The 24,678-nt window shown below is 61.0% G+C and carries 23 protein-coding genes and 1 pseudogene; 12 read left to right on the top strand and 12 right to left on the bottom strand.

The features are described 5' to 3' along the window. Window positions 1–5 precede the first annotated feature (5 nt). The 4 genes from spoT to CAF63_RS14760 form a co-directional block, all read right to left on the bottom strand. Complete coding sequence (gene spoT, locus CAF63_RS14775; RefSeq protein ID WP_007954439.1) at window positions 6–2,111, bottom strand: bifunctional GTP diphosphokinase/guanosine-3',5'-bis pyrophosphate 3'-pyrophosphohydrolase; 2,106 nt, start codon at window positions 2,109–2,111, stop codon at window positions 6–8. A gap of 57 nt (window positions 2,112–2,168) precedes the next feature. Beyond that, window positions 2,169–2,432, bottom strand: a complete 264-nt coding sequence (gene rpoZ / locus CAF63_RS14770; protein ID WP_003229503.1) for a DNA-directed RNA polymerase subunit omega — start codon at window positions 2,430–2,432, stop codon at window positions 2,169–2,171. Between the two features lie 168 nt (window positions 2,433–2,600). Then, window positions 2,601–3,221 carry a guanylate kinase gene (gene gmk, locus CAF63_RS14765; protein ID WP_003229498.1) on the bottom strand — a complete coding sequence of 207 codons (621 nt, stop codon included), beginning with the start codon at window positions 3,219–3,221 and terminating at the stop codon, window positions 2,601–2,603. 12 nt (window positions 3,222–3,233) lie between these two features. After that, complete coding sequence (locus tag CAF63_RS14760; protein ID WP_085685903.1) at window positions 3,234–4,097, bottom strand: YicC/YloC family endoribonuclease; 864 nt, start codon at window positions 4,095–4,097, stop codon at window positions 3,234–3,236. A 267-nt stretch (window positions 4,098–4,364) separates the two neighbouring features. Between CAF63_RS14760 and rph the strand changes: the two genes are divergently transcribed. Beyond that, a complete protein-coding gene (rph, locus tag CAF63_RS14755; protein ID WP_003229494.1) occupies window positions 4,365–5,087 on the top strand; it encodes a ribonuclease PH in 723 nt (240 codons plus the stop codon). Window positions 5,088–5,116: 29 nt separating this feature from the next. Further along, window positions 5,117–5,485 carry a DUF4870 domain-containing protein gene (locus CAF63_RS14750; RefSeq protein ID WP_085685902.1) on the top strand — a complete coding sequence of 123 codons (369 nt, stop codon included), beginning with the start codon at window positions 5,117–5,119 and terminating at the stop codon, window positions 5,483–5,485. Window positions 5,486–5,548: 63 nt separating this feature from the next. Here CAF63_RS14750 and CAF63_RS14745 read toward each other — a convergent pair whose 3' ends face one another. Further along, complete coding sequence (locus CAF63_RS14745; RefSeq protein ID WP_007920349.1) at window positions 5,549–6,328, bottom strand: exodeoxyribonuclease III; 780 nt, start codon at window positions 6,326–6,328, stop codon at window positions 5,549–5,551. An 82-nt stretch (window positions 6,329–6,410) separates the two neighbouring features. Between CAF63_RS14745 and pyrE the strand changes: the two genes are divergently transcribed. Next, entirely contained in the window at window positions 6,411–7,055 is a 645-nt protein-coding gene (gene pyrE, locus CAF63_RS14740) for an orotate phosphoribosyltransferase (protein ID WP_007954442.1), read from the top strand. A gap of 70 nt (window positions 7,056–7,125) precedes the next feature. Here the strand turns inward: pyrE and argB are convergent, their stop codons facing one another. The 4 genes and pseudogenes from argB to coaBC form a co-directional block, all read right to left on the bottom strand. Beyond that, the gene (gene argB / locus CAF63_RS14735) at window positions 7,126–8,031 is read right to left on the bottom strand and encodes an acetylglutamate kinase (RefSeq protein WP_007954443.1); all 906 of its coding nucleotides are present in this window, start codon (window positions 8,029–8,031) and stop codon (window positions 7,126–7,128) included. Window positions 8,032–8,055: 24 nt separating this feature from the next. Continuing rightward, a pseudogene (locus CAF63_RS14730) lies at window positions 8,056–9,432 on the bottom strand (phosphomannomutase/phosphoglucomutase); the annotation flags it as partial. A 257-nt stretch (window positions 9,433–9,689) separates the two neighbouring features. Further along, window positions 9,690–10,145: a dUTP diphosphatase gene (dut, locus tag CAF63_RS14725; RefSeq protein ID WP_007954445.1), complete on the bottom strand. Its 456-nt coding sequence runs from the start codon at window positions 10,143–10,145 to the stop codon at window positions 9,690–9,692. A gap of 5 nt (window positions 10,146–10,150) precedes the next feature. Then, the gene (coaBC, locus tag CAF63_RS14720) at window positions 10,151–11,359 is read right to left on the bottom strand and encodes a bifunctional phosphopantothenoylcysteine decarboxylase/phosphopantothenate--cysteine ligase CoaBC (RefSeq protein WP_085685898.1); all 1,209 of its coding nucleotides are present in this window, start codon (window positions 11,357–11,359) and stop codon (window positions 10,151–10,153) included. Between the two features lie 134 nt (window positions 11,360–11,493). Here coaBC and radC point away from each other — a divergent pair, with 134 nt between their 5' ends. Beyond that, window positions 11,494–12,168 (top strand): DNA repair protein RadC, encoded by a 675-nt coding sequence (gene radC, locus CAF63_RS14715; RefSeq protein WP_085685896.1) that lies wholly within the window; start codon window positions 11,494–11,496, stop codon window positions 12,166–12,168. Window positions 12,169–12,294: 126 nt separating this feature from the next. Here radC and CAF63_RS14710 read toward each other — a convergent pair whose 3' ends face one another. Next, window positions 12,295–13,881, bottom strand: coding sequence for an ABC transporter substrate-binding protein (locus CAF63_RS14710; protein ID WP_085685894.1), 1,587 nt, complete (start codon window positions 13,879–13,881; stop codon window positions 12,295–12,297). A gap of 445 nt (window positions 13,882–14,326) precedes the next feature. Between CAF63_RS14710 and rpmB the strand changes: the two genes are divergently transcribed. Continuing rightward, on the top strand, window positions 14,327–14,560 hold the full coding sequence (rpmB, locus tag CAF63_RS14705) for a 50S ribosomal protein L28 (RefSeq protein ID WP_003177273.1): 234 nt from the start codon (window positions 14,327–14,329) through the stop codon (window positions 14,558–14,560). Window positions 14,561–14,571: 11 nt separating this feature from the next. Then, complete coding sequence (gene rpmG / locus CAF63_RS14700) at window positions 14,572–14,727, top strand: 50S ribosomal protein L33 (protein WP_003177274.1); 156 nt, start codon at window positions 14,572–14,574, stop codon at window positions 14,725–14,727. A gap of 73 nt (window positions 14,728–14,800) precedes the next feature. Here rpmG and CAF63_RS14695 read toward each other — a convergent pair whose 3' ends face one another. Further along, a complete protein-coding gene (locus CAF63_RS14695) occupies window positions 14,801–15,163 on the bottom strand; it encodes a cupin domain-containing protein (RefSeq protein WP_085685892.1) in 363 nt (120 codons plus the stop codon). Window positions 15,164–15,397: 234 nt separating this feature from the next. Between CAF63_RS14695 and CAF63_RS14690 the strand changes: the two genes are divergently transcribed. Further along, entirely contained in the window at window positions 15,398–16,891 is a 1,494-nt protein-coding gene (locus tag CAF63_RS14690; protein WP_007954454.1) for an aldehyde dehydrogenase, read from the top strand. A gap of 184 nt (window positions 16,892–17,075) precedes the next feature. Continuing rightward, window positions 17,076–18,221, top strand: coding sequence for an MFS transporter (locus CAF63_RS14685; RefSeq protein WP_085685890.1), 1,146 nt, complete (start codon window positions 17,076–17,078; stop codon window positions 18,219–18,221). Window positions 18,222–18,242: 21 nt separating this feature from the next. On the opposite strand, the gene CAF63_RS14680 is transcribed toward CAF63_RS14685, so the two are convergent. Beyond that, entirely contained in the window at window positions 18,243–19,778 is a 1,536-nt protein-coding gene (locus CAF63_RS14680) for a phospholipase D family protein (RefSeq protein WP_143492457.1), read from the bottom strand. A gap of 385 nt (window positions 19,779–20,163) precedes the next feature. On the opposite strand from CAF63_RS14680, the gene CAF63_RS14675 reads away from it, so the two are divergent. The 4 genes from CAF63_RS14675 to CAF63_RS14660 all read left to right on the top strand — a co-directional run bounded on the left by CAF63_RS14675 (window position 20,164) and on the right by CAF63_RS14660 (window position 24,672). Further along, a complete protein-coding gene (locus tag CAF63_RS14675) occupies window positions 20,164–20,829 on the top strand; it encodes a DUF1120 domain-containing protein (RefSeq protein WP_085685886.1) in 666 nt (221 codons plus the stop codon). A 170-nt stretch (window positions 20,830–20,999) separates the two neighbouring features. Further along, window positions 21,000–21,707, top strand: coding sequence for a fimbria/pilus chaperone family protein (locus CAF63_RS14670; RefSeq protein ID WP_085685884.1), 708 nt, complete (start codon window positions 21,000–21,002; stop codon window positions 21,705–21,707). After that, window positions 21,707–24,127 carry a fimbria/pilus outer membrane usher protein gene (locus tag CAF63_RS14665; RefSeq protein WP_085685882.1) on the top strand — a complete coding sequence of 807 codons (2,421 nt, stop codon included), beginning with the start codon at window positions 21,707–21,709 and terminating at the stop codon, window positions 24,125–24,127. The genes CAF63_RS14670 and CAF63_RS14665 overlap by 1 nt, the downstream gene beginning before the upstream one ends. A 14-nt stretch (window positions 24,128–24,141) precedes the next feature. After that, window positions 24,142–24,672: a hypothetical protein gene (locus CAF63_RS14660; RefSeq protein ID WP_085685879.1), complete on the top strand. Its 531-nt coding sequence runs from the start codon at window positions 24,142–24,144 to the stop codon at window positions 24,670–24,672. Window positions 24,673–24,678: the final 6 nt, after the last annotated feature.

The raw sequence follows: 24,678 nt of genomic DNA, 5'->3' as shown, positions 1-24,678 counted from the left end.
TTGAGTTATGCACGCATTCGGGTGATGCGGATCACTCCGGTCAGGGCGCGCAGTTTCTTGATCACGCGGGCCAGGTGCACACGGTCGTGGACGCTGACCACCAACTGGACGACGCTGATGCGACCATCGCGTTCGTCCATGCTGATTTTCTCGATATTGCCGTCGGCTGCGTTGACGCTGCTGGCCAGCAGGGCGATCAGGCCGCGCTGGTGTTCCAGCTCGACGCGCAGTTCAACGTTGAATTCGCCGGTGACATCCTTGGCCCACGAGAGCTGGATGCATTTTTCCGGGTTGTGGCGGATTTCGCTGATGTTGCGGCAGTTGTCCAGGTGCACGACCATGCCTTTGCCCGCCGACAGGTGACCGACAATCGGGTCGCCCGGGATCGGTGTGCAACATTTGGCGTAGCTGAGGACCAGTCCTTCGGTGCCGCGAATCGCCAGCGGGCCTTCCGGGCTCGGCAGTTGTTCGCCTTCGCCGAGCAGGCGACGTGCCACGACGTAGGCCATGCGGTTGCCCAGGCCGATGTCTTCGAGCAGGTCTTCGATCAGTTCGAGGCGGTACTCGGTGAGCATCGCCTTCACGCGTTCGGCCGGAATCTGTTCCAGCGCGCTGTCGAAGCCGTTGAGCACCTTGTTCAGCAGGCGTTCGCCGAGGCTGATGGATTCGGAGCGGCGTTGCAGTTTCAGCGCATGGCGGATGTGCGTCCGCGCCTTGCCGGTGACCACGAAGTTGAGCCACGCCGGGTTCGGCCGCGCGCCGGGAGCGCTGACGATCTCGACCGTGGAGCCGCTTTGCAGCGGTTCGGACAGCGGTGCGAGACGACGGTTGATCCGGCAGGCGATGCAGCTGTTGCCGACGTCGGTGTGCACCGCGTAGGCAAAATCGACCGCCGTGGAGCCTTTGGGCAGCTCCATGATCCGGCCTTTGGGCGTGAACACGTAGACCTCGTCCGGGAACAGGTCGATCTTCACACTCTCGATGAATTCCAGCGAGTTGCCGGCACGTTGCTGCATTTCCAGCACGCCTTTGACCCACTGACGGGCCCGGGCGTGAGTGCCTTTCGGCTGCTCGTCGCCGCTGGATTTGTACAGCCAGTGGGCGGCGATACCGTTGTTGGCCATCTCTTCCATTTCACGGGTGCGGATCTGGATCTCGATCGGTACACCGTGCATGCCGAACAGTGTGGTGTGCAGCGACTGATAGCCGTTGGCCTTGGGGATCGCGATGTAATCCTTGAAGCGCCCCGGCAACGGTTTGTACAAATTATGAACAGCACCCAGCACGCGGTAGCAGGTATCGACCTTGTCGACGATGATCCGGAACGCGTAGACGTCCATGATCTCGTTGAAGGCCCGACGCTTGCCGCGCATTTTCTTGTAGATGCCGTAGAGGTGTTTCTGGCGACCGCTGACTTCGCCCTGGATGCCGTCGATGGCGAGGCAATGGCCAAGGGATTCTTCGATCTTGTTGACGATTTCCTTGCGATTGCCCCGGGCGCGCTTGACGGCCTGGTAGATCCGTGCGGAACGCATCGGGTGCATCGCCTTGAAGCCGAGGTCTTCGAACTCGATGCGGATCGCATGCATGCCCAGCCGGTTGGCGATGGGTGCGTAGATCTCGAGGGTTTCCTTGGCGATGCGCCGGCGTTTTTCACCGGACAGCACTTCCAGCGTGCGCATGTTGTGCAGGCGGTCGGCGAGCTTGACCAGGATCACGCGGATGTCGCGTGCCATGGCCATGGCCATTTTCTGGAAGTTTTCAGCCTGGGCTTCGGCCTTGGTCTCGAAGTTCATCTGGGTCAGTTTGCTGACCCCGTCGACCAGTTCGGCCACGGTTTCACCGAACTGCGCTTGCAGCGCTTCCTTGGCGATCCCGGTGTCTTCGATCACGTCATGCAGCATCGCGGCCATCAGGCTCTGATGGTCCATGTGCATGTCGGCAAGAATGTTTGCCACGGCAAGAGGATGTGTGACGTACGCCTCGCCGCTGCGGCGGCGTTGGCCGTCGTGGGCTTGTTCGGCGTAGAAATACGCTCGGCGGACCAGGTTGACCTGGTCGTTGCCGAGGTAGGTCGATAAGCGATCGGCGAGGGCGTCTATGCTCGGCATGATAACTCCTGCCGTAGGCTGTGATCCCGCGCCGTGCTACGTCGACCAGGCATAGGCTTAGACGGCCTCGTTGGACTCGTCCTCGAACGCAGCGAAGACCGGGTCTTCGTGGACGATTTCCTGCTCGGCGATGAACTCGTAGCTCATCAGGCCTTCAGCGATTTCACGCAGCGCAACTACGGTCGGTTTGTCGTTTTCCCACTGAACCAGGGGCTCTTTGCCGCCGGTGGCCAGTTGACGGGCACGCTTGGTAGAGAGCATGACCAGCTCAAAGCGGTTTTCCACGTGTTCTAGGCAGTCTTCAACGGTTACGCGGGCCATGGTATTCCTCGGAGCGAATGCAATATGCGCGCTGCCCGGTTGGGCGAGCGGACTCAACAGTTTAAAAAATCACCAGCGATTAGGGAAGCGCTGATTTTTTGACCAGACTCTTCAACGCGCTGCAAGTGCCAATGTAAAGCCCTTGCAGCGGTTTTGGGAAGTGCTGTTTCAGCCCAGCAATTCAGCCAGCAATTTGCCGAAACGCACTTGTTGGCGTTTCTGTTGCAGCTGATTGGCGCGGAAAATCGCTTTCAGATCGTCCAGTGCGTGGGCGAAATCGTCGTTGATGATCAGGTAGTCGTACTCGACGTAGTGGCTCATCTCGCTGACGGCTTCGCGCATCCGGCCGTCGATGATCTCGTCGCTGTCCTGGCCACGGTTGGTCAGGCGCTGGTGCAGGGCCTGCAGCGATGGCGGCAGAATGAAGATCGACCGGGCCTGCGGCATCAGCTTGCGCACTTGCTCGGCGCCTTGCCAGTCGATTTCCAGAATCAGGTCGTGGCCTTCGTCCAGGGTCTGCTGCAGGCGGCTTTGCGAGGTGCCGTAGAAGTTGCCGAAGACTTCGGCGCGTTCCAGGAAGTCGCCGTGCTCGCCCATCTTCACGAACTCTTCGCGGGTTACGAAGTGATAGTTCACGCCGTCCACTTCGCCCGGGCGCATGGCGCGGGTGGTGTGGGAAATCGAGACGCGGATCTCCGGGTTGGCGTCGGTCAGGGCCTTGACCAGACTGCTCTTGCCCGCGCCTGAAGGGGCGGAAATGATGTACAGGGTGCCGGTGCTGTGGGTCATGTCGGGGTAGCCTTACTCAATATTCTGCACTTGTTCGCGCATCTGCTCGATCAACACCTTGAGGTTGACCGCCGCCTGGGTGCTGCGCGGGTCGAAGGCCTTGGAGCCCAGTGTGTTGGCTTCGCGGTTGAGCTCCTGCATCAGGAAGTCCAGGCGCCGGCCGGCGGCGCCGCCGGACTTCAAGACCCGGCGAACTTCGATGATGTGGGTGCTCAGGCGATCCAGTTCTTCGGCCACGTCGCTCTTTTGCGCGAGCATCACCATTTCCTGTTCCAGGCGCTGCGGGTCCATCTCAGCCTTCATGTCGGCGAAGCGGTCGAGGACTTTCTGGCGCTGGGTGGCGAGCATTTGCGGAACCAGTTCGCGCAGGGTCACCACGTCTTCCTCGATGGAGGTCAGGCGTTCGTTGATCAGGCGGGCCAGCTCCGCGCCTTCGCGCTCGCGGCCGGCCTTGAGGTCGTTCAGACCTTGATTGAACAGGGCTAGCGCCTCGGCGTTCAGCGCCTGCGGGTCGGTGGCGTCGGCGACCAGTACGCCCGGCCAGGCCAGCACCTCCAGCGGGTTCAGCGCCGCCGGATTCTTGATCAGGCCAGCGACGGTTTCGGCAGCGGCGACCAGTTGCGCGGCGCGCTCGCGATCCACTTGCAGCGGCTTGCCGGTACTTTCCTCGGTGAAACGCAGGGTGCATTCCAGTTTGCCGCGCGACAGGCCCTGGCGCAGGGCTTCGCGGACGGCGCCTTCGAGGTCGCGAAACGACTCCGGCAGGCGCAGGTGGGGTTCCAGGTAGCGGCTGTTGACCGAGCGCAGCTCCCAGCTCAGGGTGCCCTGAACGCCGGCTTTTTCGACGCGGGCGAAGGCGGTCATGCTGTGCACCATGGGGTGACCTCGCGATACAGATCGGCGCGAACTGAAGCTCCGCGGCTCGATATCAATGAATTTAAGCCGACTGGCAGCAAAGGCGCAGGATTGTAGCGCAGTGCGGCAGATGCGCCCAAACACACGGTGTGACAAAGGGCTGCAGGCCGTCGGCGAAGCGCGTTTCAGGGCCTTCGGTCGTCGGCCGGATTTTTTAACGAGTGCCCAGGCGCGGTGCGCGGCTCTATAATGCTCCGCAGTTTTCCGTCCCCAGTACAGGTATCTCCTATGAAACGTCCAAGTGGTCGCGCTGCCGATCAGCTCCGCTCGATCCGCATTACCCGCAACTACACCAAACACGCCGAGGGATCCGTACTGGTCGAATTCGGTGATACCAAAGTCATCTGCACCGTCAGCGTCGAAAATGGCGTGCCGCGTTTCCTCAAAGGACAGGGCCAGGGCTGGCTGACCGCCGAGTACGGCATGCTGCCGCGCGCCACCGGCGAGCGTAACCAGCGTGAAGCGAGCCGTGGCAAGCAGGGCGGTCGTACCCTGGAAATCCAGCGCCTGATCGGCCGTTCCCTGCGCGCCGCGCTGGACATGTCCAAGCTGGGCGACGTCACCCTGTACGTCGACTGCGACGTGATCCAGGCTGACGGCGGCACCCGTACCGCGTCGATCACCGGCGCCATGGTTGCGCTGGTCGATGCCTTGAAAGTCATCAAGAAACGTGGCGGTCTGAAGGGCGGCGACCCGCTCAAGCAAATGATCGGTGCCGTTTCCGTGGGCATGTACCAGGGCGAGCCGGTGCTGGATCTGGACTATCTTGAAGACTCTGCCGCCGAGACCGACCTCAATGTGGTGATGACCAGCACCGGTGGTTTCATCGAAGTGCAGGGCACCGCCGAAGGCGCGCCGTTCCAGCCTGAAGAGCTGAACGCGATGCTGGAACTGGCCAAAAAAGGCATGAACGAGATCTTCGAGCTGCAAAAGGCTGCACTGGCCGACTGAGCAGGTTCGTAACCCGCAAGGAGGACGCGATGAGTGATGAGCAAGAGTTGCTGCCCAAACCGAGCCAGGAGGTTCGTCAATGGGCGATGTTTTGTCACTTGTCCGCCTTGCTGGGGATCTGGATTCCGTTCGGCACGCTGATCGGGCCGCTGGTCCTGTGGCAGATGAAACGCGAAACCGATCCGTTCATCGACGCCCAGGGCAAGGAAGCGTTGAATTTTCAGATTACCGTGGCGATCGCTTCGATGATCTGTTTCGTGCTGATGCTGGTGCTTATCGGGTTCGTGTTGTTCGGCCTGCTGGCCATTGCGGCGCTGGTGCTGACGATCATCGGTGGGGTGAAGGCCAACGAAGGTTTCCCGTACCGTTATCCGTTCACCTGGCGGTTGATCAAATAACGAACGATCGCCCACAAAAAAACCGACAGTGATGTCGGTTTTTTTGTGTCTGCGAAAGGCCGCTCAGATGGTCAGCGTCCAGTCGTAGTCGACGATCAGCGGTGCGTGTTGCGAGAACCGAGGCTGACGCGGCAGGCGTGCACTGCGCACGAAGCGCCGCAGGCCCGGGGTCAGGATCTGGTAGTCGAAGCGCCAGCCCAGATTCAGCATCTCGGCCTGTTCGTTGTCCGGCCACCAGCTGTACTGGTCGCCTTCGCGGCTGACTTCGCGAAGGGCATCTACGTAGCCCATGTTGCCGACAATCTCGTCCATCCAGGCGCGTTCCGGCGCCAGGAAACCCGGGGATTGCTGGCTGTCGCGCCAGTTCTTGATGTCGAGCTTCTGCTGCGCGACGTACAGCGAGCCACAATAAATGTACTCGCGACGTTTGCGCCGCTGCTTGTCCAGGTACTTGCCGAAGTCGTCCATGAGCTTGAACTTCTGGTTCAAGTCCTCATCGCCGTTCATCCCCGAAGGAAGCAGCAAGGTGGCAATACTGACTTTGTCGAAATCTGCTTGCAGGTAGCGCCCGTAGCGGTCGGCCGTCTCGAAACCGAGACCGCTGATGACAGCCTTCGGTTGCAACCGCGAATACAAAGCCACGCCGCCTTGGGCAGGGACTTCAGCATCGCAGGCATAAAGGAAGTAGCCATCCAGTTGGAAGGCTGGGTCGTCCAGTTCAAAGGCGGAGGCACGGGTGTCCTGCAGGCAGATGACGTCGGCATTCTGTGCCTGCAGCCAACTGAGCAAACCGCGCTCGACTGCAGCCTGAATACCATTGACGTTCACACTGATGATCCGCATAAATGGCCCCAAAAATCGCGTGCGTGTATGATACACGGCGTCAAGCTAATTAGCTAAATCCGTGGTATTTGGGGTTTTTTTCATGCAAGCGTATCAGCGCGATTTCATTCGTTTTGCCATCGATCGCGGCGTTTTGCGCTTCGGTGAGTTCACCCTGAAGTCCGGGCGCACCAGTCCTTACTTCTTCAATGCCGGCCTGTTCAACTCGGGTTCCGCGCTGGCGCAGCTGGGCCGTTTCTACGCCGCAGCCATCGCCGAGAGCGGCATTCCGTTCGACGTATTGTTCGGCCCGGCCTACAAAGGTATCCCGCTGGCGGCAACCACTGCCGTGGCGCTGGCCGAGCACCACAACCGTGACCTGCCATGGTGCTTCAACCGCAAGGAAGCCAAGGCCCACGGCGAAGGTGGCAGCCTGGTCGGCGCACCGCTGACCGGCGAAGTGCTGATCATCGACGACGTGATCACCGCTGGCACCGCGATCCGTGAAGTGATGCAGATCATCGCCTCCCAGGACGGCGCCAAGGCCGCCGGCGTGCTGATCGCCCTGAACCGTCAGGAGCGCGGCAACGGTGAGCTGTCGGCAATTCAGGAAGTCGAGCGTGATTTCGGTATCCCGGTCATCAGCATTGTGTCGCTGAACCAGGTGCTGGAATTCCTGGCTGACGATCCGCAGCTCAAGCAACACCTGCCAGCCGTTGAAGCCTATCGCGCCCAGTTCGGCGTCTGATCGCAGCTTCAGGCAAAAAAAAGACCCCGCTCAGCCAGGCTGAGCGGGGTCTTTTTGTTTACGCGAGCGCTTATGGGCGCTTGCGATTGCTGATCAGCGTGCCCACACCGGTGTCGGTGAAGATTTCCAGCAGGATCGCGTTTGGTACGCGACCGTCGATGATCAGCGAGCTGCCCACGCCGCCCTGAACCGCTTCCAGAGCACAGCGGATCTTCGGCAGCATGCCGCCGTAGATGGTGCCGTCGGCGATCAGGTCGTCGACTTGCTGGGTGCTCAGGCCGGTCAGTACGGTGCCCGACTTGTCCATCAGACCGGCGATGTTGGTCAGCAGCATCAGCTTCTCGGCTTTCAGCGCTTCGGCAACCTTGCCGGCCACCAGGTCAGCGTTGATGTTGTACGACTCGCCGTTCTCACCCACGCCGATCGGCGCGATCACCGGGATGAAGTTGCCTTTGACCAGCAGATTCAGCAGTTCGGTGTTGATCCCGACCACTTCGCCCACATGGCCGATGTCGATGATCTCCGGCTGGGTCATCTCCGGGGTCTGGCGGGTGACGGTGAGCTTCTTCGCACGAATCAGCCCGGCGTCTTTACCGGTCAGGCCGATGGCGCTGCCGCCGTGACGGTTGATCAGGTTGACGATGCTTTTGTTGACCTGACCGCCGAGGACCATTTCCACCACGTCCATGGTCGCGGCGTCGGTGACGCGCATGCCGTCGACGAAATGGCTTTCGATCGACAGGCGCTTGAGCAGATCTCCGATCTGCGGGCCACCGCCGTGAACCACGACCGGGTTGATGCCCACGGCCTTCATCAGCACGATGTCGCGGGCGAAGCCGGTTTTCAGCTCCTCGCTTTCCATCGCGTTGCCGCCGTATTTGATCACCAGGGTCTTGCCGACGTATCGGCGGATGTAAGGCAGCGCTTCGGACAGGACCTTGGCAGTGTTGGCGGCGGCATCGCGTTCGAGGGTCATTCAGGGCTCCGGGTGAATCAGCAATCAGAACGGTAGTTGGAGATCAGGTGCAACGCGTTTCAGTTGGGCATGGAACACAGCCTTGATGCGCTGCAATTCAGCCTCGTCATCGGCCTCGAAGCGCAGCACCAGCACCGGTGTGGTGTTGGACGCACGCACCAGGCCCCAGCCTTTGGCGTAGTCGACCCGCACGCCGTCAATGGTGGTCAGGTCGGCGCCTGGGCCCCACTGCGCATCGTGCAGTGCATCAATGATGCTGAATTTGCTCTCTTCGGTCACATGGATATTGATTTCCGGCGTGGAAATATCGTTCGGGAACGTCGCGAACAGCGTTTCCGCGTCGGATTTTTCCTTGCTGAGGATTTCCAGCAGCCGTGCGGCGCTGTAAATGCCGTCGTCGAAACCGAACCAGCGTTCCTTGAAGAAAATGTGCCCGCTCATTTCGCCGGCCAACAGGGCGCCGGACTGTTTCATTTTCTTCTTGATCAACGAGTGACCGGTCTTCCACATTAGCGGCCGACCGCCATATTCCTTGATCAGCGGGATCAGGCGACGGGTGCATTTGACGTCGAAGATGATCTCCGCGTCCGGGTTGCGCGCCACCACGTCACGGGCGAACAGCATCAGCAGACGGTCCGGGAACACGATGGTGCCGGTGTTGGTCACCACGCCGACGCGGTCGCCGTCGCCGTCGAAGGCCAGGCCGATGTCAGCCTTGGTTTCCTTGACCTTGGCGATCAGGTCGACGAGGTTCTCAGGCTTGCCCGGGTCCGGGTGATGGTTCGGGAAGTTGCCGTCGACTTCGCAGAACAGCGGGATGACTTCGCAGTTCAGCGCTTCGATCAGTTGCGGGGCGATCACGCCGGCCGCGCCGTTGCCGCAGTCGACCACGACTTTCAGGCGCCGGGCCATTTTGATGTCCTGGACGATTTCGGTGTTGTAGCGGTCGAGGATCTCGACCTGGGTCACGCTGCCCGTGCCGCTGCTCAGGTTGCCAGTCTTGAGGCGCTCGTGCAGGGCCTGGATCTGTTCGTTGGCGAGGGTGTCGCCGGCGATCACGATCTTGAAGCCGTTGTAGTTCGACGGGTTGTGACTGCCGGTGAGCATCACGCCGGACTTGCCGGCCAGTACGTTGGCGGCGTAGTACAGCGCCGGGGTCGGCACCAGGCCGACGTCGCTGACGTGGCAGCCGCTTTCGGCGATGCCGCGGATCAGTTCGGCAACCAGTTCCGGGCCGGACAAGCGGCCATCACGGCCGACGGACACGTTCGGTTCGCCCTGGGCCAGGCTCTGGGAGCCGATGGCGCGGCCGATCCAGTAGGCGGTTTCGCCATTGAGGAATTCCGGCACGGTGCCGCGAATGTCATAGGCGCGGAAGATGCTGTCGGGAAGCTTCGGGGCGACTTGGGCGGGGGTGCTCATCTGCGAAAATGCTCCATCTCGAAAGTGGCTGGACACACCGACGACTCATTCGACGGCAAGCTCAAACTGAAGGGTATGACGGCGGTTTTCACAGAGAGTTCGTGGTGTGAAAGGGCCATGACGCCTTGTGTGGCGTGGCTTCGGCCTGCCAATGCCTTGATTTTCTGCGGTAAAGCTTCCAGATGAATCTGCGTATTTTTATGGCGAAGGAGCAGGCTCCCTCGCCATAAAACAAATCACTTGGTGCCGGAATGGCCGAAACCGCCAGCGCCGCGTTCGGTTTCGACGAACTCTTCGACCATTTCGAAGTGCGCCTGCACCACCGGCACCAGCACCAGCTGCGCCAGGCGCTCGCCGACCGGCATGGTGAATTCGGTCTGGCCACGGTTCCAGCAGGACACCATCAGCGGGCCCTGGTAGTCGGAGTCGATCAGGCCGACCAGATTGCCCAGCACGATGCCGTGCTTATGGCCCATGCCCGAGCGCGGCAGGATCAGCGCGGCGAGGTTCGGGTCGCCGATGTACACCGACAGCCCGGTAGGAATCAGCACGGTTTCACCCGGCTTGATCACGATGTCCTCTTGCAGCATGGCGCGCAGGTCGAGGCCGGCGGAGCCCGGCGTGGCGTATTGCGGCAGCGGGAATTCGGTACCGATGCGTGGGTCGAGGATCTTGGCTTGCAAAGCGTGCATGTAAATTAAACCTGGTTCAGACGTTCGGCGATAAAAGTGACCAGTTGGCGAGCAATCTTGCTCTTGCTGGTCTGGGCGAAAACCGTGGCGTGCAGCGCACGGTCGATGACGCTGCAGGCGTTTTCTTCGCTGTTGAAGCCGATGCTCGGGTTGGCGACGTCGTTGGCGACGATCAGATCGAGATTCTTGTCCTTCAGCTTGCGTGCAGCGTAGTCGAGCAGGTGTTCGGTCTCGGCGGCGAAGCCGACACTGAACGGACGGTCGGGACGGGTCGCGATGGTGGCCAGGATGTCCGGGTTGCGCACCATTTGCAGGACGAAGCCGTCGCCGCTCGTAGGGTCTTTCTTCAATTTTTGCGGGGCGACGACTTCCGGACGGTAGTCCGCCACCGCCGCCGAGGCGATAAAGATGTCGCAAGGGATCGCGGCTTCACACGCGGCGAGCATGTCGCGGGCGCTGACCACGTCGATGCGGCTGACGCGATCCGGCGTCGGCAGGTGCACCGGGCCGCTGATCAGGGTCACGCGGGCGCCGGCTTCCACCGCTGCTTCAGCCAGGGCGAAGCCCATTTTGCCGGAGCTGTGGTTGGTGATGTAGCGCACCGGGTCGATGTTTTCCTGAGTCGGGCCGGCGGTAATCACCACGTGCTTGCCGGTCAGTGCCTGACGCTGGAAGCAGTCCGCCGCGAGCTGGGCCAGATCGGTGGCTTCCATCATGCGGCCCATGCCGACGTCGCCGCAGGCCTGGCTGCCGGAGGCTGGGCCGAAGGTCTTCAGGCCGCGGCTTTCAAGGAGTTGCAGGTTGGCCTGGGTCGCCGGGTCGCGCCACATGGCCTGGTTCATGGCCGGGGCGACCGCGACGATGGCGTCGGTGGCCAGTACCAGTGTGGTCAGCAGATCGTTGGCGATGCCTTGGGCCAGACGGGCCAGCAGGTCGGCGGTGGCCGGGGCGATCAGCACCAGATCGGCCCATTTGGCCAGTTCGATGTGGCCCATCGCCGCTTCGGCAGCCGGGTCGAGCAAATCCAGGTGAACCGGGTGGCCGGACAGGGCCTGCATGGTCAGCGGGGTGATGAATTCGCTGCCGCCACGGGTCATGACCACGCGCACTTCGGCGCCCTGATCGATCAGGCGGCGCACAAGGTCGGCGCTCTTGTAGGCAGCAATACCGCCGCCGACGCCCAGAACGATGCGTTTCCGATACAGCCGCTGCATAGGTCTGCCTTTCATTTCGTTGGTGACATACGTGGCGACCCCCCTCCCCAGGGTGAATTCGCCCGCAAAAAAGATGGGCTACGATATCACAGCGACCGCTACGGAACAGCGGCGCCCACAGACAAGGAAGGTGTATGAGTATTCGTGATTGGCCGGCGGCGGAAAGGCCGCGGGAGAAGCTGCTTGAGCAGGGCTCGGGAAGTCTTTCCGATGCCGAATTGCTGGCGATTTTTCTACGGACCGGAGTCTCCGGTAAAAGTGCAGTGGATCTGGCGCGACACTTGTTGAGCCAGTTCGGCAGCCTGCGTGCGTTGCTGGAGGCTGATCTCGGGGCGTTCAGCGAGCAATTGGGCCTGGGGCCGGCGAAGTTCGCCCAACTGCAAGCTGTACTGGAAATGGGGCGGCGACATTTGGCCGAGCGCATGCGGCAGAAAACGGCGCTGGAGAATCCCCAGGTGGTCCGCGATTACCTCAAGGCGATGCTGCGTCACGAGCCGCACGAGGTGTTCGGTTGCCTGTTTCTGGACTCCAAGCATCAAGTACTCACCTTCGAAGCGTTGTTTCGGGGCTCGATCGATAACACCGCCGTGCATCCCCGTGAAGTGGTGAAACGCTCACTGGCCAACAACGCGGCGGCGGTGATCCTGTGCCACAACCATCCGTCGGGCAACACGGATCCCAGTCAGGCTGATCGATTATTGACCAAGCGCTTGCAGAAGGCTCTGGAGCTGATCGACGTGCGGGTGCTCGATCATTTCATCGTCGGTGATGGGGAGCCATTGTCGATGGCGGAGTGTGGCTGGATGTGAGGGTGATGCAGTATCCCTGTGGGAGCGAGCTTGCTCGCGATAGCGTTGTGTCAGCCGCCTCATCCGGTAACTGACAGACTGCATTCGCGAGCAAGCTCGCTCCCACAGGTTTTGGGTTGTTGCGGGCTACTTCAGGGTGACCTTGGAGTAATCCTGCCGCCCAAACGGGCTCACCGAGTAACCCTGCACGTCCTTACGCGTCAGCGCATACGCCGTCGGATGCGCCAGCGGCAGCCACAGCGCCTGCTGCTGGATCTGCGCCTGCGCCTGCTCATAAAGCTTGGTGCGTACACCTTGCTCGCTGGTGGTCTTGCCAGCGCTGATCAGCTTGTCCAGGTCGGCATTGCAGTAGCGGGCGAAGTTGGTGCCGGATTTCACCGCCGCACAGGAAAACTGCGGAGTGAGGAAGTTGTCCGGATCGCCGTTGTCGCCGGCCCAGCCCATGAACAGCAGATCATGCTCGCCAGCCTTGGCGCGACGGATCAACTCGCCCCATTCGATCACGCGGATTTCCGCCTGAATGCCGATTTCCGCCAGATCCGATTGCAGCAACTGTGCGCCGAGGCTCGGGTTCGGATTGAGCAGGCTGCCGGACGGACGCGTCCAGATTGTGGTCTGGAAGCCGTCTTTCAGTCCGGCCTTGGCCAGCAATGCCTTGGCTTTTGCCACGTCGTGCGGGTAACCGGGCAGATTCTTCGCGTAGCTCCAGGTGTTCGGCGGATACGGGCCGTTGGCGGCTTCGGCAGTGTCCTCGAACACGGCTTTAAGGTAATTGGCCTTGTCGAAAGCGAGGTTGATCGCCTGACGCACTTCCGGTTTATCCAGCGGTGGATGCTGGCTGTTGATGCCGACGAATGCGGTCATGAACGCGTCAGTCTTTTCGACTTTCAGCGTCGGCTCCTGCTTCGCTGCCTGTACGTCCAGTGGTTTTGGCGACAGGGCAATCTGACACTCGTTACGCCGCAACTTTTGCAGGCGCACGTTGGCGTCCGGGGTGATGGCGAAGATCAGCGGATCCACCGCCGGCTTGCCACGGAAGTAGTCCGGGTTGGCCTTGTAGCGGATTGACGCGTCTTTCTGGAACCGGGTGAACACGAACGGGCCGGTGCCGACCGGCTGGCTGTTGAGCTTGTCGGTGGCGCCGGCCTTCAACAGCTTGTCGGCGTATTCAGCAGAATAAATCGAGGCGAAACCCATGCTCAGGGTCGCGAGGAACGTCGAGTCCGGGTGATCGAGGGTGAAGCGCACGGTCAGCGGATCCAGGGCGTCGATCTTCTTGATCAGGCTCGGCAACTGCATCGACTGGGCGTGTGGGAAGCCGCTCTGGGCGACTTTGTGCCACGGGTTGGCCGGGTCGAGCATGCGGTCAAAGCTGAACTTGACGTCTTCAGCGGTCAGCTCACGGGTCGGCTTGAAGTAGTCGGTAGTGTGGAACTTCACCTGTGGGTGCAGTTTGAACACGTAAGTCAGGCCATCCGTGCTGACTTCCCAGCTGTCGGCCAGGCTCGGGACCACCTTGCCGCTGGCAGTGTCGAAATCCACCAGACGGTTCATCAGTACGTCCGCCGAGGCATTGGTGGTGGTCAGCGAGTTGTACTGCACCACGTCGAAGCCTTCGGGGCTGGCCTCGGTGCAGACGCTCAGGGCGGCGGCCTGGGCCAGTGGACTCAGTAACAGCGGGGCGAAGAGCAGGGGGAGGGCAGCGAGGCGCATGGTCGGCTTCCTTTACAGATCGAAGGCCCATCTGCAAGTGCAGTCTGGAAAAGGCCTACCCTAGTGGTCGCGATTGCAAATGACTATCCCCTTTTTGCATTTTCGGGGCTCTGGGCGGATGATTTGTCGGAAGAGACGGCAGGAAAAGTCTCGATCGCGGGTATGATCGTTTTTCGTCGACGAATGGTAAAAATTGCCGGCAGCCTTTGCCCAAGCCGCTTTCGGCCGGGAAAAGCGGCTTTTTAGCCATTCTTTGCACACGGAAAGTTGTTGCTCCGTGGTCTTTCTGGTATAAAGCAGCGCTCTTTTCTAGGGGCCCGGTTCCTTCGCTTGTAGGTGTAGCCGGTAAGACCTCTAAAGAATCGCGGCGCCTGGCGCCACAATGACTAGAGATTAAGCGGCCAACCCATGCCGGGTTGGGCATGTGGTTTTAGAGGGCTGAGGCATGTCTAGAGTATGTCAAGTTACCGGTAAGGGTCCGGTGACTGGGAACAACATTTCCCACGCAAACAACAAAACCCGTCGTCGTTTCCTGCCGAACCTGCAGCATCACCGCTTCTGGGTTGAAGAAGAGAAACGTTTCGTACGCCTGCGCGTTTCCGCCAAAGGCATGCGTATCATCGACAAGCGTGGCATCAGCGTTGTGCTGGCCGAGCTGCGTCGCGACGGCAAGGTTTAAGGGAGCTAATCATGCGTGAATTGATTCGTTTGATCTCGAGCGCCGGTACTGGTCACTTCTACACTACCGACAAGAACAAGCGTACTACCCCGGACAAAATCGAGATCAAGAAATATGATCCGGTTGTTCGCAAGCACGTGATCTACAAGGAAGGCAAAATCAAGTAATTGATTTTTCCCGACTTACGAAAAAGGCCCGTATCTCACGATACGGGCCTTTTTTGTTGCCTGGCAAAAGGCCTCAGGCCTTCTGTTCGAAGATCACATAGACCTTGCGGCAAGCTTCCAGCACTTCCCAGGTGCCACGGAAACCGGCCGGAATCACGAAGCGGTCGCCGACGCGCAGGGTCTTTGCATTGCCTTCGCCGTCACGCAGCACCGATACGCCCTGCAGGATTTCGCAGTATTCGTGCTCGGTGTAATTCACCGTCCACTGACCCACCGCACCTTCCCACACGCCGACGCCCATTTGCCCACAAGGGCTGTCGTACTGATTGAACACCGCCTGCTCGGGATCACCCCTGAGCACTTTGGCCGGGTCAGGGCGATAGCGTTCGGCTTCGGTGGTGGTCAGGCTGATGTCGACGACGTTCTGGATGTTCATTGTTGTTTTCTCCCGTGATGACGGCGCGGTGGCGTGAAAGGGCCAAAGTCTATGTTGATTAAATTGAACGCTGCAAGGCCGTATGGCGAGCTTATGTCAAATATATTGAAACAACCCCGGCCGCTGGTTTAGGGTGGCGGATGCCTTGGGCCGAAAGCAGGCTGGCCGGGCAGTATTCCTGAGGACGACCGCGACGATCGCGGCGCTCGTATTGAACAAGAGGAGGACACTCGAATGACCACCCTGACTCGTGCCGACTGGGAACAACGCGCCCGCGACCTGAAGATCGAAGGCCGCGCCTACCTCAATGGCGAGTACACCGATGCCGTCTCCGGCGAGACCTTCGAGTGCATCAGCCCGGTCGATGGCCGTCTGCTGGGCAAGATTGCCAGCTGTGACGCCGCCGACGCCCAGCGCGCCGTGGAAAACGCCCGCGCCACCTTCAATTCCGGTGTCTGGTCGCGCCTGGCGCCGACCAAACGCAAAGCCACCATGATCCGTTTTGCCGGCCTGCTCAAGCAGCACGCCGAAGAACTGGCCCTGCTCGAAACCCTCGACATGGGCAAGCCGATCAGCGACTCGCTGTACATCGACGTGCCGGGTGCCGCCCAAGCCCTGAGCTGGAGCGGTGAAGCGATCGACAAGATCTACGACGAAGTCGCCGCCACTCCGCACGACCAACTGGGTCTGGTGACCCGTGAGCCAGTCGGCGTGGTGGGTGCCATCGTGCCGTGGAACTTCCCGCTGATGATGGCCTGCTGGAAACTCGGCCCGGCCCTGTCGACCGGTAACTCCGTAATCCTCAAGCCGTCGGAAAAGTCCCCGCTGACTGCCATCCGCATCGCCGAACTGGCGGTCGAGGCCGGCATTCCGAAAGGCGTGCTGAACGTGCTGCCGGGCTACGGTCACACTGTCGGCAAGGCGCTTGCTCTGCATAACGATGTCGACACCCTGGTGTTCACCGGTTCGACCAAGATCGCCAAGCAACTGATGATCTATTCCGGCGAATCGAACATGAAACGTGTGTGGCTGGAAGCCGGCGGCAAGAGCCCGAACATCGTGTTTGCCGATGCGCCGGATCTGCAAGCCGCCGCCGAATCCGCCGCCAGCGCCATCGCCTTCAACCAAGGCGAAGTCTGCACTGCCGGTTCGCGTCTGCTGGTCGAGCGTTCGATCAAGGACAAATTCCTGCCGATGGTGATCGAAGCGCTGAAAACCTGGAAACCGGGCAACCCGCTGGATCCGGCCACCAACGTTGGCGCGCTGGTCGATACCCAGCAGATGAACACCGTGCTGTCCTATATCGAGTCGGGCCACACTGACGGCGCCAAACTGGTGGCCGGCGGCAAGCGCATTCTTCAGGAAACCGGTGGCACCTACGTCGAGCCGACGATTTTCGACGGCGTGAGCAATGCAATGAAGATTGCCCAGGAAGAAATCTTCGGCCCGGTGCTGTCGGTCATCGCCTTCGACACGGCCGAGGAAGCGATCAACATCGCCAACGACACGCCTTACGGCCTGGCGGCGGCAGTCTGGACTCAGGACATTTCCAAGGCGCACCTGACCGCCAAGGCACTTCGTGCCGGCAGCGTGTGGGTCAACCAGTACGATGGCGGCGACATGACCGCACCGTTCGGCGGCTTCAAGCAGTCGGGCAACGGCCGTGACAAGTCGCTGCACGCGTTCGACAAATACACCGAGCTGAAGGCGACCTGGATCAAGCTGTAAACCGTTGAGGGAGCCTGCTCAGGCAGGCTCTCGAACGATACAAAGATCCCTGTGGGAGCGAGCTTGCTCGCGAAAGCGGTGTATCAGTCAGCACATTTGCTGAATGTGAAACCGTTATCGCGAGCGAGCTCGCTCCCACAGTGTTTTGTGGTGCACATAAAAATTATCCACAGGAGCGTGGACCATGCGTTGGGCGACGTATTTCGCCGTGTTGGCGTCTGTCTTGAGTGTGGGCCTGGCCCTCGGTGTCAGCATGCCGCTGGTGTCGTTGCGTCTGGAGGGTTGGGGCTATGGTTCGTTCGCCATCGGTGTCATGGCGGCGATGCCGGCCATTGGCGTGTTGCTGGGGGCGAAGATTTCCAGTCATCTGGCGGCGCGCTTCGGCACCGCGAACCTGATGCGCCTGTGTCTGTGGGCCGGGGCGCTGTCCATCGGCCTGCTGGCGTTGCTGCCGAGCTACCCGATCTGGCTGGTGCTGCGGCTGATGATCGGCGTGGTTCTGACCATCGTATTCATCCTCGGCGAGAGCTGGATCAATCAACTGGTGGTCGAGCATTGGCGCGGGCGACTGGTCGCTCTGTATGGCAGCAGTTATGCGTTGAGCCAACTGTCTGGTCCGTTGCTGTTGGGCGCGTTGGGCACGGATCACGATTATGGTTTCTGGGTGGGTGTCGGTCTGCTGATCGCTTCGCCGTTTCTGCTGCTGGGCCGCAGCGGCGCGCCAAGCAGCGAGGCCAGCAGCGTGACCTTCGGCGATCTGTGGGGTTTCGCTCGCGAACTGCCGGCAATCGCCTGGGCGGTGTCGCTGTTCGCCGCGTTCGAGGCGATGATCCTGACGCTGTTGCCGGTGTATTGCCTGCAACAGGGTTTCACCGCCGAAATCGCGCTGGCGATGGTCAGCACCGTGGTGGTGGGCGATGCGCTGCTGCAATTGCCGATCGGTGCGCTGGCCGACTACCTGTCGCGGCGGGCTTTGTTCACCGGCTGCGCTGTGGTGCTGATGTTGTCGAGTCTGGCGATCCCGATGTTGCTCGACACTTTGCTGATCTGGCCGCTGTGGGTGCTGTTCGGCGCCAGTGCCGGTGGCTTGTTCACCCTGTCGCTGATTCTGATCGGCGAGCGCTATCGCGACGATGCGCTGGTGCGCGCCAACGCGCATGTCGCGCAACTGTGGGGCGTTGGCTGCCTGATCGGGCCGTTGATGGCGGGGGCCGGCAGTCAGTGGATCAGCGGGCATGCGTTGCCGTGGCTGATGGCGGCCGGGGCATTCGGGCTGGTGATTCTGCTGTCGCGGCAAGGGGCGTTCGGCAAGGTGCCGGAGCCCGCTTGATGAGCCAGTTGGAGCGGGCTGCTACAGCATCCGCTCCAGTCCCACCGTGGTGCTGAACCACGCATTGAAGCGCCGCCACCAACTGCCGGGCTCCTTGGTCAGCGTGTGCATCTGGTCGTTGTCCTCGGTGACCCATACCACTTTTCCGTCCTGCAGTTTCGCTTCGTAGCTCAGCGCTGGCGCCATGCCCTGCAAGGCCAGTTCGCGCACGTGGGCCGCCAGTTCAGGGCTGTCCACCAGCACCCCGACTTCGGTGTTCCACAGCACCGAGCGCGGGTCGAAATTGAATGAGCCGATGAACGATTTTTTCCCGTCGAAGATCATCGCCTTGCTGTGCAAGCTCGAATCCGAGCCGCGATAGGACTTGCTGTAAAACAGGTGCGGGCCGCTGCCGGAGTTATCCCCAGGCTGGCGCCGCAGCTCAAACAGTTTCACGCCGTGTTCCAGCAACGCCTTGCGATACGGCGCATAACCGCCGTGCACCGCCGGCACGTCGGTGGCTTCCAGCGAGTTGGTCAACAGGCTCACCGACACGCCGGCATCAGCGCGGCCGGTCAGGTAGACCAGCCCCGGCTGCCCCGGCACGAAGTAGGCAGAAATCATCACCAGTTCTTCGCTGACACCGGTCAGCTCCGGTGCCAGTTGGGTCGTCAGCAGCAGTTGCGGATCGGGTTCGCCCTTGGCCAGCACCTTGCTCGGTGCATCCCACAGCGCCTGGTTCCAGGCCCAGATCAGCTCCTTGCGCCAGATGTCCATGCGCGGGTCGGTGCGGTAGGTCATCAACTGCTGATACAGCGCGTGATTCTGTTTGCGGGTTTCTTCCAGGGATTCTTCCAGGCGTGTGCGGGTGTTCTGCAGGTCTTTGGCCGAGGGTTTGCTGGAGAGGAACTCGTCGATCGGCTTGCTCAGGGCGCTGTTCCAGTACTGATCGAAACTGTGCCCGAGCTGCTCGGCGACCGGCCCGACACTGAGCATGTCGATATCGGTGAAGTTCAGGTTGGGCTCGGCATCGAAGTATTCATCGCCCAGGTTGCGCCCGCCGACGATGGCTGCGCTGTTGTCCGCCAGCCACAACTTGTTGTGCATCCGCCGGTGTTGCAACGACAGGTTGAACAGCCGCCCGGCCGCCCGGGTCACGCCGGTGCTGCGCCCCAGGTGCAGCGGATTGAACAGGCGGATCTGGATCTGCGGATGCGCCGCCAGGGTCGCGATGATCAGGTCGAGGCCGTCGCTGGTGGTGTCGTCCAGCAGGATCCGCACCCGCACGCCACGGTCGGCGGCCTTCAACACTTCTTCCACCAGCATTCGGGTGCTGATGCCGTCATGGACGATGTAGTACTGCAAGTCGAGGCTGCGTTGAGCGTTGCGGATCAGCTCGGCGCGGGCGGTGAAGGCTTCGGTGCTGTTGGACAGCAGGCGAAAGCCGGACTGGCCCTTGTAGGGCGCCGCCTGGGCCTGGATCGAACGGCCGAACGCCGAATCGGAAGCCGGCAGCGCCTGGCTCGGTTCGCGCGGGACATCCAGCGAAGCGCACCCGGCGAGCAGCAGGACGAACATCAGTGCAAATGGCAGGGAATGTCTGGGGCTCAAGTCGGGTCGTTCCGGGTGTGGGCGAGGTCAGGAGTATGGCACGGCGCACGCAGCCTGTTGCCTGTTGCCTGTTCGAAAAGGGCAGTCAATTCGATCCCTGAAGCAGAGCGGTTTGTAGCCCTTGGCTGTCGGCAGGACGCAATTTTTTAAACAAACGGCGGATTTTTCCGGCTCACATCAGCTACGCCCCGCAGCGAGTTTTCCAGCGCGCAATACACCCTCGCCTTACATCACTGCCGGGAAGCAATCGGAATAATGACAACGCTGATTCTGAAGCAGGACGTTTCCTGTTATTCAGCAGAAGAAGCGCAGCTGGCTGTCATCTTTCGATTCTTATGGAGTGAGAATTTTCATGCGCAAGACCTTTCGTGCAATCGCTGTCGCAAGCGCCCTGTGTCCGGCATTGGCCATGGCCGCTGGTGGGGACCTGACCATCACCGGCACCATCGTCCCGACCTCGTGCAAGCCTTCTTTCACCGGCGGCAACACTGTGAATCTGGGGGACATTTCTGCCGCTTCGCTGAACCGCGATCGTCAGACTGAACTGACCAACCACAACATATCCCTGAACGTGACTTGCTCGGCGTCTGCGCCAATGGCAATCAAGGTGCATGACAATCAGGCTCATACCCAGTTGCCGGGCATCATTGTCGATGGAACGGACTGGGCGCTGTATATCTACGGAATCGGCCTGGCGCCCGGCGCCAAAAAAATCGGTGGTTACGGTCTGCGCTTCGGGACACCTACGGTCGATGGTCAACCTTCCATGGTCATGTACAAGCAAGGCGGGATGGCGAACTGGGACAGTCCGGATACGCCAACTCTGGTCGGGAAAAACGCGGAGGGTGGCAACCTGCGCTACTCATGGGGCACATCGTTGGCGGCAGGTCCGATGCCAGGGGTCATGCATACGTTTCCCATGACCCTTGTTCCGGTCATCGGCCCCTCGCAGAATCTGGATCTCAGCAACTACATACCACTCAATGGCTCGGCGACGTTCGAGCTGCTTTACCTCTGACAGGGAGCACACGACTGCCTTGAACAGAGGGCGGATCAGTGTCGCGCATCCTGCGCAGGACAATGGACAGGCTTTGCGTGCTTGCGAGGCCTGTCACTTGTAATCAACCCAGTCGGCAGTCCCGTTGCTCGGCGTCACTGCCAGCTTCGCGTTCGCGTGTGGACAACAATATGAATGCTTATGTGCGCAATGCCATCACCAGTGTATTGCTGGTTGGTCTATGGGGGCCCGGTAGTGTCCGGGCGGCGGGGATGGTTCCGGAAACGCCGATCGTAGTGCTGGACGAAGGAGTGGGTGAAGCGGGGATCAACGTGTTCAATAGTGAGCCGCATCCGGCGCTGTTGCACACCTCTGTCGAAGACGTGCCGCAAGACACCGAGTCATTGCTGTTGCTGACGCCACCGGTTACCCGGGTCGAAGCCGGCGCGACCCAGCGCGTTCGTTTCATCCTGCGCAGCGCCGAGCCATTGAAGACCGAGCGTCTCAAGCGCGTGGTGTTCGAAGGCATAGCGCCTCAGGATTCATCAGGTAATGCTCAAATAAGCTTGAGCGTACGCCAGAACATTCCGGCGATTTTACGTCCGAAGCACTTACCGATTGACCGCGAGCCTTGGAAGCATTTGCTGTGGTCGCAAAAAGGCACCGAGGTGCAGGTGCGCAACCCCAGTCCGTATGTTGTACGGTTGGGGCACTCGGTGATGTTGCTGCCAAGACAGCGGGAGCTGGATCTGGGGCGCACTTATGTGCTGCCCGGTGAAACGCTCACGCTAAGTGGAACTGTTGAGCGCGGACAAGCGGCGACACACGTGCGGTTGTTCCCGGTGACCACTTACGGATTCGCCATTGCGCATTTTGATGCACCGCTGGGGCTGGACTGATGCATTCGCGGTGGTTCGGCGGCCTCTGGCTGATGGGCGCCCTGGGTTTTTCGTCGACCCACGGCGCAGAGCAGGTCAGGGTGCAATTCAATCAGGAAGTGATCAAGTCGCGCGGGCTGGATCCACATCTGGCGGAGTATTTCAGCATGGCCCCGCGCTTTCGTGAGGGAGTGCAGGCGGTCACGCTCTCGGTCAACGGCGTGCCCAAGGGGCGGTTGCAGGTGACGTTCAATACTGAGGGCGAGTTGTGTTTTACGCCGTCACTACTGGAGCGTGGCGGCATCCGTATTCCGGATCACGCCGAGTCTGTAACCGAACCGGGATGCGAGTTGTTCGTCCAGCGTTTTGCGCACGCGGTGGTGCAAGCTGATCCGTCCCGTGAACACGTTGCGCTGCTGGTGCCAACCGACGCGTTACTGCCTGATAGCCCGGCCCGGCGCAGTTTCGTTAACGGGGGTACGGCAGGGCTGTTCAATTACGATGCGTTGTTGCTCGGTAGCCACTATGCCGGGCAGTCCTCGCAATACCGCAGCCTCAATACCGAAATCGGCTTGAACGCGGCGGACTGGGCATTGCGCAGCCGCCAGGCCTACAGTGAGCTGGCCGGGCAGGGCCGCGTCGAGCACTTGTACGCCTACGCTTCGCATACCTCCGAGCGATATCAGGCCAATCTGCAGCTGGGACAGTTGAACATGGTTTCGCCCCTGTTCTCCGGTGAGGCTTTCAATGGCTTTCAGGTACAGCCGGAGCTGGCCTTGATAGAGCTGGATGAGGACAGCTCCGGTGCAAGGGTCGAAGGCATTGCCTATTCCTCAGCCCGGATCGAGGTGACTCAGAACGGCGCTTTGATCTACACCACGGTGGTGCCCAGCGGACCGTTCACGCTGGCGGGATTGCCGTTGCTCAGCCAGAACGTTGATCTGGAGGTTACGGTACACGAGGAGGACGGTCAGCAGCGGCGTTTTATTGTTCCCGCGACCCAATTGCGAAGTGTGATGCCGGGCAGAACGCCAGGCTACGGACTGGCCGCCGGGCGTGTACGGCGTTATGCCGGAGATGAGCGGTATGCGCCATCGTTTGCCGCCGCCAGCAGGGACTGGCGGCTCGGCCCGCGCTGGCAGGCCACGGGCGGCGCAATGCTCGGCACTGGCTATCAGTCGCTGGGATGGGCGATGCAACGCACGCTGGGGGATCGTCTGGTGTTCGGAGGGCGTCAGGTGATTTCCCGGACGCACGATCAGGCCCTGTCCGGAACACAGTTGCAATGGACGGCCAACGGTCTGCTCGGCGAAGGATTGTCAGCCGGTCTCGCGATGACGCAGCAGACGCAGGATTTTCGCACGCTGTCCGACACCACCTGGGACCGGAAAAATGATCAGCCCTTCGTGAGAGTGCGCAATCAAATGACGGCGAGCCTCAGTGCCAGCAGTTCGACACTGGGTGGTTTTTCCACCAGTTACTCCCGGTTTTCCATGTTTGACGGCACAGCTACTTCCCGGGTCGCTTTCGCGTGGTCGCAGAATATTCGCCGGGCCAATCTGACATTGACCCTGGAGCGCGACGTTGCGGGTGAGGCGGACGATGCCCGCGGAACGGCAGTCTATTTAAGTGTCGGTATACCTCTGGGGCCGCGCCAGACGTTGCGCAGTGACGTGCGCAATGATCAGGTCGGTGGCACCCGCAGCGGTCTGCGATTCAATGAACAGCTCAGCGACACCCTGGCCTACAGCATCGGCGCCGAGCGACCGGATGACGGCAGCGCCGGGTTCAACGGACGGGTCAATCTGTTGCCCCGCTACAGTCAGGTGGACATGGGTTATTCCCGCAGTGGCGCCGGTAACCAGAACTATGACATCGGCCTGCGTGGTGGTGCGCTGGTGCACGGTGACGGGGTGACGCTGTCGCCTTATCCGCTGCGCGAAACCTTCGCCTTGCTCAAGGCCGGCGACAGCGCGGGCGTCAAGTTGAACACTCCGCGTGGCCCGGTCTGGACCGATCATTCCGGGCACGCCGTGGCAGCGAGTCTGCCGGCATACAGCAAAGGACGGGTCGAACTCGACACGGCCAGCCTGGGGCGCAATGTCGATGTGCACAACGCTTTTAAAGAGGTAGAAGCCGGGCGTGGTGCGGTCGCGCATCTGGCGTTCGAAATGGTCACCGCGCGGCGCGTGTTGTTGCAGGCGCGCATGTCGGACAGCCATTTTGTCCGCAAGGGTGTCGGTGTTTTTGATGACCAGGGGCGGTACGTCACCAGCGTGCTGGAGGCTGGGCGGATTTTCCTGCCGGACGTGCAGCCAGATCTAAAGCTTCACGTGCTGTTACCGGATGGCCAGCGATGTCATCTGGAATTCGCCATGAGCCTGGAGCCTGACGTCGACGCATTGTATGAAACCGCATCGGCCATTTGCCGTACTGTCTGAAAAAGGAAAACATCATGCAAGGATTGAAGACAGACGCAACGTGCGTGCTGCTGACGGGGCTTTTGGCATTCATGGAAGGTGTGGAGGCGAACCCCGATTGCACGGTCACGCTCGGCCCGGCCGCTATCGATTTCGGCACCACGACGCGCGGGCAATTGCTGGCGCAATCGGTACAAGGTGAATCGTTGAGTTTCGGTCTTCGCCGTGCTCAGGCCACGGTCCAGTGCAGCCGGCCCGGTCCGTTGCGCCTGGAGCTGATCGGGCCGGTCGCCGGCCCCGGGCATTACCGCTTCGGCGCCGGTACGCTCAGAGTCCGTGTTTTGAACGTACGGGTCGACGGCAGGCCGACGCAGTGGCTCATTGAGGGGCCGGATGCTGATGTCCTTCGTCCCGGTTCCAGACTGATACCTGCGCTCGCCGGAGTTGGAGTCGAAGGCCAAGGCATGGAAATCGAGCTGGAACTGGACGCACGTTTGCCATCGGCTGCAAGCCGGGTCAGTGACCTGACCCGTTTCGAAACCGATCTGGGATTTCGTTTGCGCTAAGGCACA

It is taken from the genome of Pseudomonas sp. B20(2017) (assembly GCF_002113125.1).
Lineage (GTDB): Bacteria > Pseudomonadota > Gammaproteobacteria > Pseudomonadales > Pseudomonadaceae > Aquipseudomonas.
Note: the sequence above shows the minus strand (reverse complement) of the source record. Positions and strands in the feature narration are given on the sequence as shown.

Bases quoted from the DNA above. Each gene is read 5' to 3' on its own strand.
- CAF63_RS14690 (WP_007954454.1), top strand. From the start codon at position 15,398: ATGACCACCCTGACTCGTGCCGACTGGGAACAACGCGCCCGCGACCTG.
- CAF63_RS14665 (WP_085685882.1), top strand. From the start codon at position 21,707: ATGCATTCGCGGTGGTTCGGCGGCCTCTGGCTGATGGGCGCCCTGGGT.
- CAF63_RS14745 (WP_007920349.1), bottom strand. From the start codon at position 6,328: ATGCGGATCATCAGTGTGAACGTCAATGGTATTCAGGCTGCAGTCGAG.
- rpoZ (WP_003229503.1), bottom strand. From the start codon at position 2,432: ATGGCCCGCGTAACCGTTGAAGACTGCCTAGAACACGTGGAAAACCGC.
- CAF63_RS14760 (WP_085685903.1), bottom strand. From the start codon at position 4,097: ATGGTGCACAGCATGACCGCCTTCGCCCGCGTCGAAAAAGCCGGCGTT.
- spoT (WP_007954439.1), bottom strand. From the start codon at position 2,111: ATGCCGAGCATAGACGCCCTCGCCGATCGCTTATCGACCTACCTCGGC.
- CAF63_RS14680 (WP_143492457.1), bottom strand. From the start codon at position 19,778: ATGTTCGTCCTGCTGCTCGCCGGGTGCGCTTCGCTGGATGTCCCGCGC.
- radC (WP_085685896.1), top strand. From the start codon at position 11,494: ATGAGTATTCGTGATTGGCCGGCGGCGGAAAGGCCGCGGGAGAAGCTG.
- rpmB (WP_003177273.1), top strand. From the start codon at position 14,327: ATGTCTAGAGTATGTCAAGTTACCGGTAAGGGTCCGGTGACTGGGAAC.
- CAF63_RS14670 (WP_085685884.1), top strand. From the start codon at position 21,000: ATGAATGCTTATGTGCGCAATGCCATCACCAGTGTATTGCTGGTTGGT.
- coaBC (WP_085685898.1), bottom strand. From the start codon at position 11,359: ATGCAGCGGCTGTATCGGAAACGCATCGTTCTGGGCGTCGGCGGCGGT.
- gmk (WP_003229498.1), bottom strand. From the start codon at position 3,221: ATGACCCACAGCACCGGCACCCTGTACATCATTTCCGCCCCTTCAGGC.
- CAF63_RS14685 (WP_085685890.1), top strand. From the start codon at position 17,076: ATGCGTTGGGCGACGTATTTCGCCGTGTTGGCGTCTGTCTTGAGTGTG.
- CAF63_RS14660 (WP_085685879.1), top strand. From the start codon at position 24,142: ATGCAAGGATTGAAGACAGACGCAACGTGCGTGCTGCTGACGGGGCTT.
- pyrE (WP_007954442.1), top strand. From the start codon at position 6,411: ATGCAAGCGTATCAGCGCGATTTCATTCGTTTTGCCATCGATCGCGGC.
- CAF63_RS14710 (WP_085685894.1), bottom strand. From the start codon at position 13,881: ATGCGCCTCGCTGCCCTCCCCCTGCTCTTCGCCCCGCTGTTACTGAGT.
- CAF63_RS14675 (WP_085685886.1), top strand. From the start codon at position 20,164: ATGCGCAAGACCTTTCGTGCAATCGCTGTCGCAAGCGCCCTGTGTCCG.
- CAF63_RS14695 (WP_085685892.1), bottom strand. From the start codon at position 15,163: ATGAACATCCAGAACGTCGTCGACATCAGCCTGACCACCACCGAAGCC.
- rpmG (WP_003177274.1), top strand. From the start codon at position 14,572: ATGCGTGAATTGATTCGTTTGATCTCGAGCGCCGGTACTGGTCACTTC.
- rph (WP_003229494.1), top strand. From the start codon at position 4,365: ATGAAACGTCCAAGTGGTCGCGCTGCCGATCAGCTCCGCTCGATCCGC.
- argB (WP_007954443.1), bottom strand. From the start codon at position 8,031: ATGACCCTCGAACGCGATGCCGCCGCCAACACTGCCAAGGTCCTGTCC.
- CAF63_RS14750 (WP_085685902.1), top strand. From the start codon at position 5,117: ATGAGTGATGAGCAAGAGTTGCTGCCCAAACCGAGCCAGGAGGTTCGT.
- dut (WP_007954445.1), bottom strand. From the start codon at position 10,145: ATGCACGCTTTGCAAGCCAAGATCCTCGACCCACGCATCGGTACCGAA.